14 protein-coding genes are annotated in these 13,948 nt (G+C 44.2%); 8 read left to right on the top strand and 6 right to left on the bottom strand.

Annotation, left to right across the window (positions count from 1 at the left end; genetic code table 11):
• The first annotated feature begins 120 nt into the window (after window positions 1–120).
• Complete coding sequence (locus MHB37_RS19120) at window positions 121–2,196, top strand: beta-galactosidase (protein ID WP_076277801.1); 2,076 nt, start codon at window positions 121–123, stop codon at window positions 2,194–2,196.
• Window positions 2,197–2,245: 49 nt separating this feature from the next.
• Here the strand turns inward: MHB37_RS19120 and MHB37_RS19115 are convergent, their stop codons facing one another.
• Both MHB37_RS19115 and MHB37_RS19110 read right to left on the bottom strand, forming a co-directional pair.
• A complete protein-coding gene (locus MHB37_RS19115; protein ID WP_076129818.1) occupies window positions 2,246–2,791 on the bottom strand; it encodes a GNAT family N-acetyltransferase in 546 nt (181 codons plus the stop codon).
• Window positions 2,788–3,438: an NUDIX domain-containing protein gene (locus MHB37_RS19110; protein WP_076301600.1), complete on the bottom strand. Its 651-nt coding sequence runs from the start codon at window positions 3,436–3,438 to the stop codon at window positions 2,788–2,790. The genes MHB37_RS19115 and MHB37_RS19110 overlap by 4 nt, the downstream gene beginning before the upstream one ends.
• A gap of 142 nt (window positions 3,439–3,580) precedes the next feature.
• On the opposite strand from MHB37_RS19110, the gene MHB37_RS19105 reads away from it, so the two are divergent.
• Complete coding sequence (locus MHB37_RS19105) at window positions 3,581–4,105, top strand: hypothetical protein (RefSeq protein ID WP_076281630.1); 525 nt, start codon at window positions 3,581–3,583, stop codon at window positions 4,103–4,105.
• A gap of 2 nt (window positions 4,106–4,107) precedes the next feature.
• Window positions 4,108–4,548: a hypothetical protein gene (locus MHB37_RS19100; RefSeq protein ID WP_036688330.1), complete on the top strand. Its 441-nt coding sequence runs from the start codon at window positions 4,108–4,110 to the stop codon at window positions 4,546–4,548.
• A 309-nt stretch (window positions 4,549–4,857) separates the two neighbouring features.
• On the opposite strand, the gene kduD is transcribed toward MHB37_RS19100, so the two are convergent.
• Genes kduD through kduI form a run of 3 tightly spaced genes read right to left on the bottom strand, consistent with a single transcriptional unit; the run spans window position 4,858 to window position 7,280 of the window.
• Window positions 4,858–5,613, bottom strand: a complete 756-nt coding sequence (gene kduD, locus MHB37_RS19095) for a 2-dehydro-3-deoxy-D-gluconate 5-dehydrogenase KduD (protein WP_036688326.1) — start codon at window positions 5,611–5,613, stop codon at window positions 4,858–4,860.
• Window positions 5,614–5,656: 43 nt separating this feature from the next.
• Window positions 5,657–6,412, bottom strand: a complete 756-nt coding sequence (locus MHB37_RS19090; RefSeq protein ID WP_076129821.1) for a DeoR/GlpR family DNA-binding transcription regulator — start codon at window positions 6,410–6,412, stop codon at window positions 5,657–5,659.
• A gap of 34 nt (window positions 6,413–6,446) precedes the next feature.
• Entirely contained in the window at window positions 6,447–7,280 is an 834-nt protein-coding gene (gene kduI / locus MHB37_RS19085; RefSeq protein ID WP_036688322.1) for a 5-dehydro-4-deoxy-D-glucuronate isomerase, read from the bottom strand.
• A gap of 229 nt (window positions 7,281–7,509) precedes the next feature.
• Here kduI and MHB37_RS19080 point away from each other — a divergent pair, with 229 nt between their 5' ends.
• Window positions 7,510–9,186, top strand: coding sequence for a hypothetical protein (locus tag MHB37_RS19080; RefSeq protein ID WP_405168373.1), 1,677 nt, complete (start codon window positions 7,510–7,512; stop codon window positions 9,184–9,186).
• Window positions 9,187–9,586: 400 nt separating this feature from the next.
• A complete protein-coding gene (gene aspA / locus MHB37_RS19075; protein WP_036689072.1) occupies window positions 9,587–11,011 on the top strand; it encodes an aspartate ammonia-lyase in 1,425 nt (474 codons plus the stop codon).
• A 148-nt stretch (window positions 11,012–11,159) separates the two neighbouring features.
• Here the strand turns inward: aspA and MHB37_RS19070 are convergent, their stop codons facing one another.
• The gene (locus tag MHB37_RS19070) at window positions 11,160–11,702 is read right to left on the bottom strand and encodes a MerR family transcriptional regulator (protein WP_076182537.1); all 543 of its coding nucleotides are present in this window, start codon (window positions 11,700–11,702) and stop codon (window positions 11,160–11,162) included.
• 213 nt (window positions 11,703–11,915) lie between these two features.
• Here MHB37_RS19070 and MHB37_RS19065 point away from each other — a divergent pair, with 213 nt between their 5' ends.
• From MHB37_RS19065 to MHB37_RS19055, 3 genes are read left to right on the top strand one after another with little or no spacing between them, the layout of a single operon-like run.
• Window positions 11,916–12,536: a bifunctional transcriptional activator/DNA repair enzyme AdaA gene (locus MHB37_RS19065; RefSeq protein WP_076281633.1), complete on the top strand. Its 621-nt coding sequence runs from the start codon at window positions 11,916–11,918 to the stop codon at window positions 12,534–12,536.
• Complete coding sequence (locus MHB37_RS19060; RefSeq protein ID WP_076129825.1) at window positions 12,526–13,059, top strand: methylated-DNA--[protein]-cysteine S-methyltransferase; 534 nt, start codon at window positions 12,526–12,528, stop codon at window positions 13,057–13,059. The genes MHB37_RS19065 and MHB37_RS19060 overlap by 11 nt, the downstream gene beginning before the upstream one ends.
• On the top strand, window positions 13,056–13,874 hold the full coding sequence (locus tag MHB37_RS19055; protein WP_076129826.1) for a radical SAM protein: 819 nt from the start codon (window positions 13,056–13,058) through the stop codon (window positions 13,872–13,874). The genes MHB37_RS19060 and MHB37_RS19055 overlap by 4 nt, the downstream gene beginning before the upstream one ends.
• The last annotated feature ends 74 nt before the right edge of the window (window positions 13,875–13,948 follow it).

The raw sequence follows: 13,948 nt of genomic DNA, 5'->3' as shown, positions 1-13,948 counted from the left end.
TCTTATATTATAAATAGTATAAATGATGATTCCTGAATAAGATAGCTTACGCTTCTAGCCTATCATCAGAGAATAGTCCCATTCTATAAATGGGCAGAATTGAGAGGATGATCGTACACAATGAATAAAAAACATTCCCCGATAAGCAGTAAAGCTGGTGTCATGCTGCACGGTGCTGATTATAATCCTGAACAATGGCTGAAATATCCGGAAGTATTGCGTGAGGATATCCGATTAATGAAGCTGGCGGGCTGCAATGTCATGTCCGTAGGCATTTTTTCGTGGGTATCTCTTGAACCTGAAGAGGGTGTGTTCACTTTCGAATGGTTGGATGGTGTACTTGATTCTTTTGCAGAGAATGGGATTTACGCTATCTTGGCAACGCCAAGTGGTGCCCGCCCAGCATGGATGTCGCAAAAATATCCAGAAGTCTTAAGAGTGGAGCGTAACCGTGTTCACAATTTGCATGGCTTCCGTCACAACCATTGCTTTACCTCACCAGTGTACCGTGAGAAAACTGCAATTCTGAATGCAAAGTTAGCGGAACGGTACAGCCAGCATCCAGCCATTATCGGTTGGCATATTTCGAATGAGTTCGGTGGGGAGTGTCACTGCGAGCTCTGCCAGGATGCTTTTAGAGAATGGCTGAAAGTGAAATATAATAACAGTTTGGATGAGGTGAATCATGCTTGGTGGGCTACTTTTTGGAGCCATACCTACACTTCATGGTCACAGATTGAATCCCCAGCTCCACATGGTGAGACACAAGTACACGGCTTGAATCTTGACTGGCGGCGTTTTGTTAGTGAACGGACGATTGATTTCTGCCAGCACGAGATCAATACCGTTCGTCCTTATAATCCAGAGCTGCCAATCACGACGAATATGCATATGATCGATGGCATTGATTACCGCGAGCTGGCCAAAATCCTGGATGTGGTCTCATGGGACGCTTATCCAGACTGGCATTATACCGAAGACGGTGACGATACTAGATTGGCAGCATGGACGGCGATGCACTACGACTTAATGCGCTCTTTTAAAAAGAAACCGTTCCTGCTGATGGAAAGCACGCCATCCCTTACGAACTGGCAATCGGTCAGTAAGCTGAAACGTCCCGGAATGCACAAGCTGTCTTCCTTGCAAGCGGTAGCGCATGGTTCGGATTCTGTGCAGTATTTCCAATGGCGCAAAAGCCGCGGATCAAGTGAGAAGTTCCACGGTGCAGTTGTAGACCACAGTGGCCACTCCGAGACTCGAGTATTCCAAGATGTAGCGGAAGTAGGAAAGACGCTGGCGGGAATGACGGAAGTAGTGGGTACGTCCACTCCGGCGCAGACGGCGATTATTTTCGATTGGGACAACCGCTGGGCGATAAAGGATGCGCAAGGCATCCGTAATTCCGGATTACGTTATGAGGAGACGGTGCTACAGCATTATCGTGCACTTTGGGAGCTGGGCATTCCAGTTGATATTATAGGCTCTGGAGATGATCTGTCTGCCTACAAGCTGGTTGTTGCCCCTATGTTATATCTGATTAGTGAAGAGAATGGAAAGCGCATTGAGAAATATGTGGAGCAAGGCGGCACTTTCCTCGCAACCTATTGGTCAGGAGTAGTTAACGAAACGGATTTATGTCATCTGGGAGGATTCCCTGGTCCACTGCGCAGAACACTGGGGATTTGGGCAGAGGAGACAGAAGGGCTGCACAGCCGTGATCTGAACGGGTTAGTAATGGAGGTAGGTAATAAACTTAAGCTAAGCGGTGACTACGATGCGCATGAGATAGCCGAGCTGATTCATTTGGAAGGTGCAGAGGCTTTGGGGCATTATCGCAACGATTTCTATGCGGGCCGTCCAGCGCTTACAGTCAATCGTTTTGGTGAAGGAAATGCGTACCATCTTGCTACCCGTGTGAAAGACACTTCGTTCTATGTTGAGCTATACGCAGCGATCACATCTAAGGCAGGAATTACCCGTGCGATGGATAGTGAGCTTCCAGCAGGTGTGACTGCACAACTTCGCACAGATGGCGAAAGTGATTATGTTTTTGTGCAAAATTTCAGCGGCAGTCCGCAAACGGTAGAGCTGGATGGAGCGGAATACACAGACTTGGAAACAGGTCTTTCAGCTCCGGCCCTATTGAATCTAGCGGTGAATGGACTTGCGATGTTGAAGCGTAAAGCATTAGTATAATAAAAAGGCAGGACCTGAGTTTCAGGTTCTGCCTTTTTTTTGAATAGAATCAGTTCTTAACTCTTCCCATCATAATGGTGTTATACAATTTGCCGTCCGATAGAAGTTTATCTTTCTTTAAAATCCCTTCAATTTCAAAGCCAAGCTTTTGATATAGCTTAATAGCGTTGGTGTTCGTTTCCAGCACATTTAGGGTGATCTTTTGAATACCATTAGTGTCAGCCCAGGCAATCGATTCGGCGAGAAGATTTTTTCCAATACCATATCCCCAATAATCCTGCAGCACACATACTCCAAATTCTACTTTATGAGCAAATCTTTTTAAGGGATAACCTTCGCATCTGGAGAACGCAACGATTTGATTATCAACTACTGCGACTAGAAAAAGGTTATTATTTTTCTCAGAATCGGCTTGAATAAGCTGTTCAAACCCTTTTTCGTCAATAAAGGCTTCGCCTGGTTCCCGATCTAAATTCTCGGTTTCTCCATCGATCCGCACCCTTAATTCAGATAACACTTTAGCATCATGAGAGGCCGCAGATCTAATGCTGTATTGGATTCCATTCACTGTAAATGTTTGAGGATTAATGATCATATGTCCTCCGTGACGATGGGTGATGTTAGAATTATTGCTTCGATGCCCTCAATGATCCGAGTGAAATAAGCTGCTTCATGAGGCACAAAATGAGTCCGATCCACACTTTGTTGAATGTTGATTTTTTGTCCGTTTGAATCCACTTTGAAACCATTGATTTGTAGACTATGTATTTCTCCCAGCCAAAAGCTTCGGAAGTCGGCAAACTTTGTGATAACTATTCCTGCGACCTCTTCTTCTTGCAGCTTAAAATCGTCCAGAGGATAAGGATTGTTATAAACAAAAACATGCGCTCGTTCTTTATCGATAAGATTTTCTTTGATCATACTGTAAGGAATCGTACCTAAGGGAATCAGTTCATCAAAAGCTAGCTCCAAACCGAGTTCTTCTTGAACCTCGCGAATCCCGTCCTCTACCGTTTCGTGTGTCAGCAAATGTCCAGCGGCCGTGATGTCCAGCAATCCTGCATAATCTTGTTTCTGCTCACTACGAAGCTGTAAATAAATATAGGGGATTTCTTGGGTTTTGCTTATAAACCAGCAGTGGAAGGTCTCGTGCCAATGTCCTAACCGATGTACTTCTGCCCGTGGAGCTGTACCGATTCGGTGACCCGCTTCATCAAATATAGTAAGTATCTCATTATGCATAGAAAAGCTCCTTTGTGAAAATATCTACTGCTTAAAGCCTATCATAAAAACGATCGAATTGCTTAATGTCCCCAAGTGATTTTTATTGACATCGTTAAGAAATATATGTATATTTTTGGATGTTAATCAAAGGAGGAGTTAAATGAATTTAGTAGCCATGAAGCGGGAAGACTTGGACACTTTAAGTGATGAAAGGTTAGGATGGGCCTGTATGGAGCCTACCTTTCAGCTGATTCGCGGAAAATCGCCATCGACCAAATCAGAAGTGATCTCGAAGCTCACAGAGGGGCAACAAGCCTTATGCATGTTCAGAGTGCTATATGGTCACAGCTGTAATTCCGAAGGGGAATATTATGCTTGGATTTCCTACATGCAAGACCTGCCAGGGTATTGGACAGGGGTGATAGGAGGCATACGATTTTTTGACGATTCACCCATGATTCTTTTGCTTCAGGAAACAAAGACATTTCTCGAGGAAAGAAATCATCGACTGGGTAAAGAGTGGGCGGATGCGGCCATCACGGATTTGGATCGAGACCCTGAACTGTTAGAAGTAATTAGTGGGTTATTCGAACGATATAAGAACCTGACACCAAATACGCATAGAATTATCGGCGATTATATTCGCACTCATCCAGAGGAGTTTGTAGAAATAGGGTGTTCATAATTATGAATATGAAGAAACGTTATGTATTTCTCGTACTCATTTTTTTATTAATCGAAATCCCTGTAATCATTAATCTCTACCATAGTTATAATTCATTTGAGAATTTAGTGTTGGATCAAATCGATGAAACTGAAATCACCTCAATCGAGATTGAGAAATCTTTAGTGGATGAAAAGGTAGTGATTGAAGATCCGAAGGAAATTGAAAAGATCATTTATGCTTTTTCAGATGTAAAATTGAGAAGAAGTAGTGCTTTGGACAAATCTACGGAGACCTACTGGATAAGTATTATTGTAAATAACAGCTTGAGGTTTGGCATGAATCTTACGGATACTAACTTCCTGTATGTGACAGATCTTGATAAGAAGGACAAATACAGTTCGGGAAACTTTAGAATGACTAGTGATTTTGATGTGAATTCCATTGCAAGCTTATTTAAATGATGTAGAACGATCCACAACCACTGATACTGAGATTTTCGGACCCAGATGCCCCTATTTGCGAATTTATCGTCTTTTGAGCAGGTTTTCGGACTCCAGCGTCGCTATTGCTCATGAAAGAGCTTATAATTGGTGTTTTTTGCACCAATAGCGGCTATGAGGTCCGATAGCTATCCAAATAGCGGATAAAACGGTGTATAAGGTCAGCTGAGTCCTTTAGCTACTGCGTGTGCAGATTGTTCAGTTGAGTCCGATAGTGCTTCATATCCACACAAAAAATGGGTGCCCCTATGGGACACCCATTTTTTTGGATTATCTAGCCATCCATCCGCCATCCACATTAAGAACGTGACCGTTCAAGTAGTCAGATGCTGCGGAAGCCAAGAATACAGCAGGGCCTTTAACGTCATCAGGCGTTCCCCAACGTGCTGCAGGGATACGGTCTAAGATAGAGTCCGAACGACTTTGGTCGGCACGGATTGGAGCGGTATTTTCAGTAGCCATATAGCCTGGTGCAATTGCATTGATGTTCAGACCGGAGCCTGCCCATTCATTGGCAAAAGCTTTAGTAAGACCCGCAACCCCGTGTTTACTCGCAGTGTAACCAGGGACATTGATTCCGCCTTGATAGGAGAGCATGGAGGCGATGTTAATGATTTTGCCGGATCCTCTTTCCAGGAAGTGGCGGCCTGCGATTTGCGACAGAAGGAAAACTGTGTTCAGGTTCAAATTGATGACATCAAACCAGTCTTTTTCACTATGATCTTTTGCCGGTGCACGGCGGATCATTCCTGCGCAGTTTACGAGAATGTCAACATGTCCGGTCAGCTCTAGCGCTTGGTCAAAAGTGCTTTGCAGCTTGCTGTGATCACTTAAGTCAGATTCGATACTAACTGCTTTTACTCCAAAAGCTTTTGCTGCATTTACAGTTTCTTCACTCGAATTAAGGGAGACAGATGCAACGTCTGCACCGGCTTCTGCAAATGCAAGCGCGATTCCTTGTCCAAGACCTTGAGCTGCGCCTGTTACAATAGCTGTTTTACCTGCCAAGCTGAATAATGATGACATATAAATTACGCCCCTTTATTGTAAATGGATTGTTATTCCGGGTTTACCCGCATTCAATGGTAACGCCTGCACTGCGGAACTGATCTGCCGTTTCGGGGGAGAGCCCTTTGTCCGTCAGAATCACGTCAACTTCTTGTAGGGAAGCAAAGGTACGCAGTGCAGTATGGCCGAATTTATGATGATCTACAACCGCGAATACCTTACGGGCTGTAGATACAAGGGCTTGCTTGAACTCAATTAAATCTCCGGTATAAATGGAGAGCCCATGCTCTATATGAATAGCAGTCGATGAAAGGAATGCTTTTTGAATATTAAGCTTTTGTACATAGGAGACGGCTTCAGGACCAGCCAACATATTACGGACACGATAACCACCGGGAACGACCAGACGGATGTTATCTTTGGGAACCAGTTCGCTGATGATGTATACATCATTGGTGACTACCGTTAGTGGCATATTGTCCAGACGCCGAGCAATTTCAAGCGTAGTGCTACCGCCGTCAAGAGCGATAATATCGTCCGGTTCAATATGAGCAAGCGCACGCAAGGCAATCTCCGTCTTCTCGTCAGAGTATTTATCCAGCGGATCCTTGGAGGGCAAAATACCAAACTGGTCGCTTTGTGCCAGCACAGCTCCGCCATGTACACGTACGATCAGCCCTTGTTCCTCCAGCCTGCTTAAATCCTCGCGTATTGTTTTTCCAGTAACCTGAAGCTTATCGCTCAGTTCATTCACCGTTACATCTTTTTGGTTCAGCATAACTTCCATAATCATCTCGTGTCGTCGTATCGGGTTCATCCGCCTGCCTCATCTTTCCGTAGTTGATTTATCTCTATTGTAATTCTTTCATGGATACGGGGTCCATATCATCATATCTTTTATTATCGCCAGCCATACTCCAGATAAAAGTATAGTTATGAGTGCCGACACCACTGTGGATGGACCAGCTTGGAGAAATAACGGCTTGTTCGTTATGCATTACGATATGGCGGGTTTCGTCAGGTTCTCCCATCAGGTGGAACACAACGGAATCGTCCGGAAGATCAAAATAGAAATAGGCTTCCATCCGGCGTGGATGGGTATGTGCTGGCATGGTGTTCCACATGCTGCCTGGTTTCAGTTGGGTCATACCCATAACCAGTTGGGCACTTTGCACACCATTTGTGTGAATGAAGCGGTGGATTGTCCGCTCGTTAGAGTTCTCCAGACCACCCATCGCACCGGATTCAGAATCGGCCAGTGTGGTTTTGGTAGTAGGGTAGGACTGATGGGCAGGAGCAGAATTCAAATAGAATTTAGCAGGCTTGGAAGCGTCTGCACTTTTGAAGACTACATCTTTAGAGCCTTGACCTACATAAAGACATTCTTTGAAATCAACTTCATATTCTGTGCCATCTACAACCACGGAGCCTTTACCACCGACATTGATGATGCCCAGTTCACGGCGTTCCAAGAAATAAGTAACCCCAAGTTCTTTAAGGTCAGTAGTTAGCGCAACCTCTTCTTTTACAGGATTAGCTCCACCAACGATCATACGATCTTCATGGGTTAGGACAAGCTTTAGCTCATCAGGAGCAAAAATAACGGGAATGTGGAATTCCTTACGGAGGCGCTCAGTGTCAAATTGTTTTACTTCATTAGGATGGGATGCGAAACGTCTTTCCATTGAATGTTCAATCTCCTTTGTGTACATATTATCGTTCGTATAGGTACACTTTAGTCCATTTATGTTCATTTTACAAGTACTAATCTTTTTTATTTCGTTTATTTATGTTTATTTATTGGTTTTTCCAATTGCAAAATGAACGGAAAGTGTGCACAATAGAGCTATTATGCTCGATTTTCATGAATGCCGGAAGATGATATAAAACTGAAATGATGGAGGTTGAAAAGTAATGCCGGGGTTGAAAAATATCCAGAGTACTTATAAGGAACGTCAGCAAGAAATTATTTTTAATATAGCACTGGAAGCAGAGCAACGCCCTTTATTGGAAAGTGGACTCTGGTTCCATGATGATGTGCGAAATAACTTTTATTATGCTTCGTATCTTTTTGCAGCGGCTGTTGATGATTCTTTTGAGCTGCCTTTTGATCGTGAGCAAGCGAAACAGAAAGCACAGGATGTACTGCTGGAGATCTTAATGCTTCAGAACCGGCAGCCCGGCACGGAGTTATATGGTCATTGGCCGCTCGGTTTGAATCCGGTTCCGCGAGATGCGTCACCGCATGAGTTACCAGTGGAGCTTATGGGCAACCTGCTGGCGTATTTTTGCAAAAGATACGGAGGAGCATTAAATGCTCAACTTCGCATAGTTCTGAATACAGCGTTTGGACATATTTATCGCAGTGATTTCTACCGTAAGCCGGTGGTTACTTTTGGGCATCATGAAGCTAAATATACAGCTGCTAAGCTGATTTTTGGCACCATGTTTGCGGATGAAATATTGCTTGAGGATGGTCGGCAGAGTCTGAAGGATACGCTGGCTTATATTCGTACTAAAGGGATGCCGGAATACGGCAGTCTACCGTGGTTTTGGCATTGGGTGCAGGCATTCACCTGCGCGTTGGAACTTGTCCCGCCTGAGGATACGGAGCTTACTACGAGCCTTAAAGAAATGCTTGACCATTTATGGAATGTACGAGCTGAATTCTATCTGCGTGGCGCTTGGGTTGGTGCGCATTCTAGAGGCTGGCCGCATGATGTTCCCGGCGATGCTAATGTACTTCATGATTATGTTCAGTTTGGAGATTTCCAGCTGCCTGAGAGGATGCCGCGCACTGAGTATGCCGGTTTATTATTCTATCAAGCATCCGATGAAATATTAGCCGCAGCTATGAATCGCCAGATACCAATGGAAGTAGGGAAGATTACTCAGAAGGTTGTCCCAACGGATCCACAGCCGCAGCCTTTGCTTCATTCCTATGCTTATATTACAGAGGAGTTTGCAGCAGGCGGGATGTGGGAGCGGGTTGAGGAATTCGATAATGAGCAGCTTCGCTGGGCTTTTTCGTTACCTGTGAGTGGAGAGGGAAGCGCAAATCAGCTGTATTTCTTCCATCCGGGACAAGGCTACAATGAGGGAGATCCCCGTCATCAAAGCCGTTATATGGAGGTTCTCTATCACAAGAATGTCATCATTTCTTTATTCCCAATCCCTCAGGGTGAGAAGAATACGATCATCGGTGTACTTCCCCAAGGGGAATGGAAACAAGAGCCTAATACATTGTACGGGCAGGTTGGTGAGACGTATTTTATTATTTATTTATCTCACCCTTATCAGCTGCAGGAACGGTCCAGATTCATAGAGGTATCCGTCGCAGGGATGCCGGGCGGTGTAATCGTTGAAGCATTGGGCATTAAGAAAGCTGCCGAATGTGGTATTATTGGTTTAGAGGCTTTTGCCGCAGCTATGGCTCATAAAGAAAGGAATTTCGAAGTGGGAGAGGTATTAGCAGCGAATTATACCAACATAGATGGTGAAAGCTTAGTTCTGAGTATTAGTAGGGAGTCAGAATTACCGCAAGCTCAGCTTAATGGAATCCAGATCTCATTAGATCATTATTCAGTATAAAAAAACACAATTGCTGTGATAAATAGTAATCCGAGTCGGCCTTTTTTGGCCGGCTTCTTTAATAAGGAGGTACATGAAAGGATGTGATGCCCCATTGCACAGCCCGCAATAGATACCTAAGTATCCGTAAACGTGATTTTGTCCAAAATACTTATAATTGGGGTGAACGACGATTTATCTGGATAAACTAGACCTAACGATTTGGTAATTCAATCCTCCCTAAGCACATTTCCCTTTAGAATAGCGGTGTTAGGTTACTAAATAGTAATTAATTACATTAAACCCTATTTTTCTGAGAGACATTTGTCACAATAAAGGTTAATATCTAAGTGAGATAGAAATGATTGCGCTTACTTATTTTCTAATAAACCTAATCATAATGAATGCGAGGGATATAACAGTGATTGAAACTGAATTTCGTGTAGAAAATGACTTTCTAGGCAGTAAACAGGTAGATAAGAACGCTTATTATGGGATTCAGACACTACGCGCAGTCGAGAACTTTCCTATTACGGGCTATCGGGTTCACAAAGAGTTAATCAAAGCGATGGGAATTGTAAAAAAAGCCGCTGCGCTTGCAAATATGGAAGTTGGCCGTCTCTATCGAGGGCTTGGAGAAGTTGTAGTGAAAGCAGCAGAAGAAATCATCGAGGGTCAGTGGCATGAGCAATTTATTGTAGATCCTATTCAGGGTGGTGCGGGTACCTCGTTAAATATGAATGCGAATGAGGTTATTGCTAACCGTGCCTTAGAACTGCTTGGCCATGAAAAGGGAGACTATCGTCACTTAAGTCCCAATTCACATGTAAATATGGCGCAGTCTACAAATGATGCGTTTCCGACAGCAATTCATATTGCCACACTTTCACTGCTGGAGCAGCTACTTGTAACGATGCACAGAATGCATGATGTGTTTGCGGTAAAAGCGGATGAATTCGATCCTGTGATAAAAATGGGTCGGACACATCTTCAAGATGCAGTGCCGATTCGTCTGGGTCAAGAATTCGAGGCTTATCGCAGAGTGCTTGAAAGAGATATCAAACGTATTGAGCATACACGCCATCATTTGTATGAAGTCAATATGGGAGCAACAGCAGTGGGTACAGGATTAAATGCTGATCCTCGTTATATTGAATTGGTGGTAGAGCACTTAGCTGAGATCAGTGAATTGCCGCTCGTAACGGCAGATCATCTCGTCGATGCCACCCAAAATACGGATGCCTATACAGAAGTGTCTGCTGCTCTAAAAGTGTGCATGATGAACATGTCCAAGATCGCTAATGATCTGCGGTTGATGGCCTCCGGTCCGCGGACTGGGTTTAATGAGATTTCATTGCCTGCACGCCAGCCTGGATCTTCAATTATGCCGGGCAAAGTTAATCCGGTTATGGCAGAGGTCATTAATCAGGTGGCTTTTCAAGTCATAGGGAACGATCATACGATCTGTCTGGCTTCCCAAGCGGGTCAACTGGAGCTGAATGTTATGGAGCCAGTGCTTGTGTTCAATCTTATTCAGTCCATCAGCATCATGAACAATTCCTTCCAAGTCTTCACAGACTTCTGTCTGGCTGGGATTGAAGCCAATAAGGAAAAGCTTGAGCGGGATGTGGAGCGGAGTGTCGGAATCATTACGGCTGTGAACCCGCATCTGGGGTATGAAGTGGTATCGCGGATCGCTAGAGAGGCGATTTTGACTGGGGAATCTGTACGGGAATTGTGCATTAAATATAATGTGCTGACCGAAGAAGAGCTTAATCTGATTCTGGACCCATACGAAATGACACACCCGGGAATTGCAGGAGCAGCTTTATTGCATAAAGAGTAGAATGTTCCGGAGGATCGAGCTTTTTGTTTGGAAAAAGCAAACCCCCGCCACCGTTTAGGGTGACAGGGGGAGAGCTTAAATAAGTTTTTAATTTATATGAATCTACTTCGCGATTGTCTGAAGTAGGTTCTTTTTTTACATTTCAGGCTTAAAAGAAAAATAAAGAACGTAACAGGCCGCGTTTTCTTGGCGGAGCCGTTAGTCTGGTAGTGGCAGTGGACTGGGAATTTTCATAAGAGGTGAGCGGTTTGCCGTTAGACACTTGCAACGGTTCTATGGATGCCGCGATTTGCTTGATCATTATTCGTAGGTCCTCAAGCTCCTCACGCTGCTGGAGCAGTTGGATCAATACTACTTCATCGGCTTTTTGATCGAGTGCACGTTCAACATTGTTGATGCGAGACAAGATATCCTTCATAGGCTCAGCATCTGTGTGCTGTAGTGGATTTTCCTGTTGTGATGTGGAAATTTGCTGCTCATTCGTGAGTGTGAGTTGTATACATTCCAAGGCCTCTCCGTGATTAATACGGTCTTTAATATGATTGAGCAGGTCGATTTGCTGCTCCGAGAAAACATAATGGCCAAATCGGTCTTTTGGAAAAAAATCAGGGAACATGGCAGCCCAACGTTTAATTGTGGTTAGACTAACTGACAGCAGCTCTGCGGCATCTTTTGTTTTTAGAATATCCATTTCGATTCCTCCAGTTCACGTAGTCATGTTATGAGTAATATTCGTTGTCCAGCAGCGGCTCCCTGCACGGTTGACAAAGGTAGTGCGTATTCGCTAAACAAAGTGTAATTACGAGCAATCTCACCCTTTTGGATTTCACTATCTTGCTTTTCCATTCCAAATTGAGTACAGATGAGCCTGCCCAGGGGTATAATTGCATTAGAGGTGAAGGCGATGAACAGGATTGAAGATGAGGAACAAATGACTGAGGAGCAATGGCAGGCTATTTTGCAAAACAATGTTGCTTATAACGACATATTTTTTTATGCGGTGAAGACTACAGGAATTTTTTGTCGACCCTCCTGCAAATCCAAAGCACCCAATCGGGAGAATGCGTGTGTTTTTCAGAATGCTGAACAAGCGCTGGCAGCCGGATTTCGTCCTTGCAAAAGATGTAAACCGACAGGTGAGCGTCTTCCTGATAAGGAATGGGTAGCTGTGATGACGGAGTACATTGATCATAATTATATGGCCCCCCTCACCCTTGAAACGTTAGCTGAGGTATGTCATGGCAGTCCTTATCATTTACATCGAACCTTTAAGAAAGTAACAGGAATCACTCCCGTGGATTATATACAGCAAAAGAGAATCGCTAAGGCATCTGAGTATTTGCTTACTACAGAGCAGGCAGTTGCTGAGATTGCATTACGTGTGGGTCTGCCCAATACATCATATTTTATTACTTTATATAAGAAAAAAACGGGGTATACACCCACACAGTTTCGTCAGCTTAACAAACAGAAAGTAACGTTGGCTTCTGATTTTATTTTGGAGGGACCGAATCATGGAGAATAAAAAAAATGCTATTCTATACTGGACATTATTAACCGATAAGGATTGGAGTTTTTATATTGCAGCCACTGAGAAGGGGTTAAGTTATGTGGGTTCGCAGCAGCAACCCTTTGAGGAATTAAGCGAATGGGTTAGACGTCGTTTTCCGGGGAGTGAACTGGTGCAGAACGATGAGAAGATGGCGCCTTATGTGAGGGAGCTTAGTGAATATTTGCAAGGGAACCGGCAGAGCTTCGGCATTCCTTTTGATTATCAGGGAACTCCATTTCAGCTTGCAGTGTGGAAGGCGTTATGTGAAATTCCATATGGACAAACCTGGTCCTATTCGGATATTGCCACACATATTCAAAGACCAGCTGCGGTGCGCGCGGTAGGGACTGCCATTGGCGCGAATCCGATTCTGATTACGGTGCCCTGCCACCGGGTTATTGGTAAGAATGGGACATTAACAGGATACCGGGGTGGTTTGGATATGAAGACCAAGCTACTTCAGTTGGAGAGAGGAGAGTATACAGCAGATATATGAAAATAGAGTCCAATTACACCTCCCCAAAAACCTTGCTGAATAAAGGAACAGGTTATCTGTCAGGCTACAGTCATTCCTTAAATCCATATACGGGCTGCACTTATGGCTGTTCCTATTGTTATGTACGTCAGATGCCTGTCTCGCTGTTCCGCAAAGAGGAGTGGGGGACGTGGGTAGATGTTAAACAAGAAGCGGCTGCAATTTTACAAAAAGAACTGCACAAAGCGAAGGCGAAAGGTCCCGTCTCTATTTTTATGTCGTCAAGCACAGATCCCTATCAACCGGTAGAGCATAAGGAAGAGGTGACGAGATCTTTACTGGAGGTTATGGTTCAAGATCCGCCCGATTTCCTATTCGTGCAGACGCGTAGTCCGCTGGTTCGCAGAGATATAGATTTATTATTACGTTTAGAGGATAAGGTTCGTGTAAGTATAACTGTAGAAACAGACCGAGAAGATATTCGCCAAAAATTCACATCAAGCGCTCCTCCCATTGCTGCAAGACTGAAGACGTTACAGCTTTTACGTGAAGCTGGCATCCCCATTCAAGCTACTATAGCGCCAGTACTGCCAAGCAGTCCAACTTTTCCAGCAACCTTAAGGGCTTTGGTGGATAGAGTCTGTGTGGATGACTATTTTATGGGCGACGGCAGCGGCGGCAAACGCACACGGAGATTAGGGATTTATTCCCTATATGAAGAGCTGCAACTGGAAGATTGGTATGATCCTGCAGCATATCGCAGAGTGTATGAAGGACTTCAGCAAGTTTTTTCCGAAGAGGAGCTATTCTTGAGCCAGAAGGGGTTCGAGCCTTAATCTGAAACATGGTATAATAAATGAGAGCATTCATACTTAGTATTTAATATACTTAATATCCGTAATAGCTTATT

The sequence above is a fragment of the Paenibacillus sp. FSL H3-0286 genome (assembly GCF_045040705.1).
Classification (GTDB): domain Bacteria; phylum Bacillota; class Bacilli; order Paenibacillales; family Paenibacillaceae; genus Paenibacillus_AQ; species Paenibacillus_AQ odorifer.
Note: the sequence above shows the minus strand (reverse complement) of the source record. Positions and strands in the feature narration are given on the sequence as shown.

Coding starts and splice junctions, on each gene's coding strand:
- MHB37_RS19120 (WP_076277801.1), top strand. CDS start 121: ATGAATAAAAAACATTCCCCGATAAGCAGTAAAGCTGGTGTCATGCTG.
- MHB37_RS19115 (WP_076129818.1), bottom strand. CDS start 2,791: ATGATCATTAATCCTCAAACATTTACAGTGAATGGAATCCAATACAGC.
- MHB37_RS19110 (WP_076301600.1), bottom strand. CDS start 3,438: ATGCATAATGAGATACTTACTATATTTGATGAAGCGGGTCACCGAATC.
- MHB37_RS19105 (WP_076281630.1), top strand. CDS start 3,581: ATGAATTTAGTAGCCATGAAGCGGGAAGACTTGGACACTTTAAGTGAT.
- MHB37_RS19100 (WP_036688330.1), top strand. CDS start 4,108: ATGAATATGAAGAAACGTTATGTATTTCTCGTACTCATTTTTTTATTA.
- kduD (WP_036688326.1), bottom strand. CDS start 5,613: ATGTCATCATTATTCAGCTTGGCAGGTAAAACAGCTATTGTAACAGGC.
- MHB37_RS19090 (WP_076129821.1), bottom strand. CDS start 6,412: ATGAACCCGATACGACGACACGAGATGATTATGGAAGTTATGCTGAAC.
- kduI (WP_036688322.1), bottom strand. CDS start 7,280: ATGGAAAGACGTTTCGCATCCCATCCTAATGAAGTAAAACAATTTGAC.
- MHB37_RS19080 (WP_405168373.1), top strand. CDS start 7,510: ATGCCGGGGTTGAAAAATATCCAGAGTACTTATAAGGAACGTCAGCAA.
- MHB37_RS19070 (WP_076182537.1), bottom strand. CDS start 11,702: ATGGATATTCTAAAAACAAAAGATGCCGCAGAGCTGCTGTCAGTTAGT.
- MHB37_RS19065 (WP_076281633.1), top strand. CDS start 11,916: ATGAACAGGATTGAAGATGAGGAACAAATGACTGAGGAGCAATGGCAG.
- MHB37_RS19060 (WP_076129825.1), top strand. CDS start 12,526: ATGGAGAATAAAAAAAATGCTATTCTATACTGGACATTATTAACCGAT.
- MHB37_RS19055 (WP_076129826.1), top strand. CDS start 13,056: ATGAAAATAGAGTCCAATTACACCTCCCCAAAAACCTTGCTGAATAAA.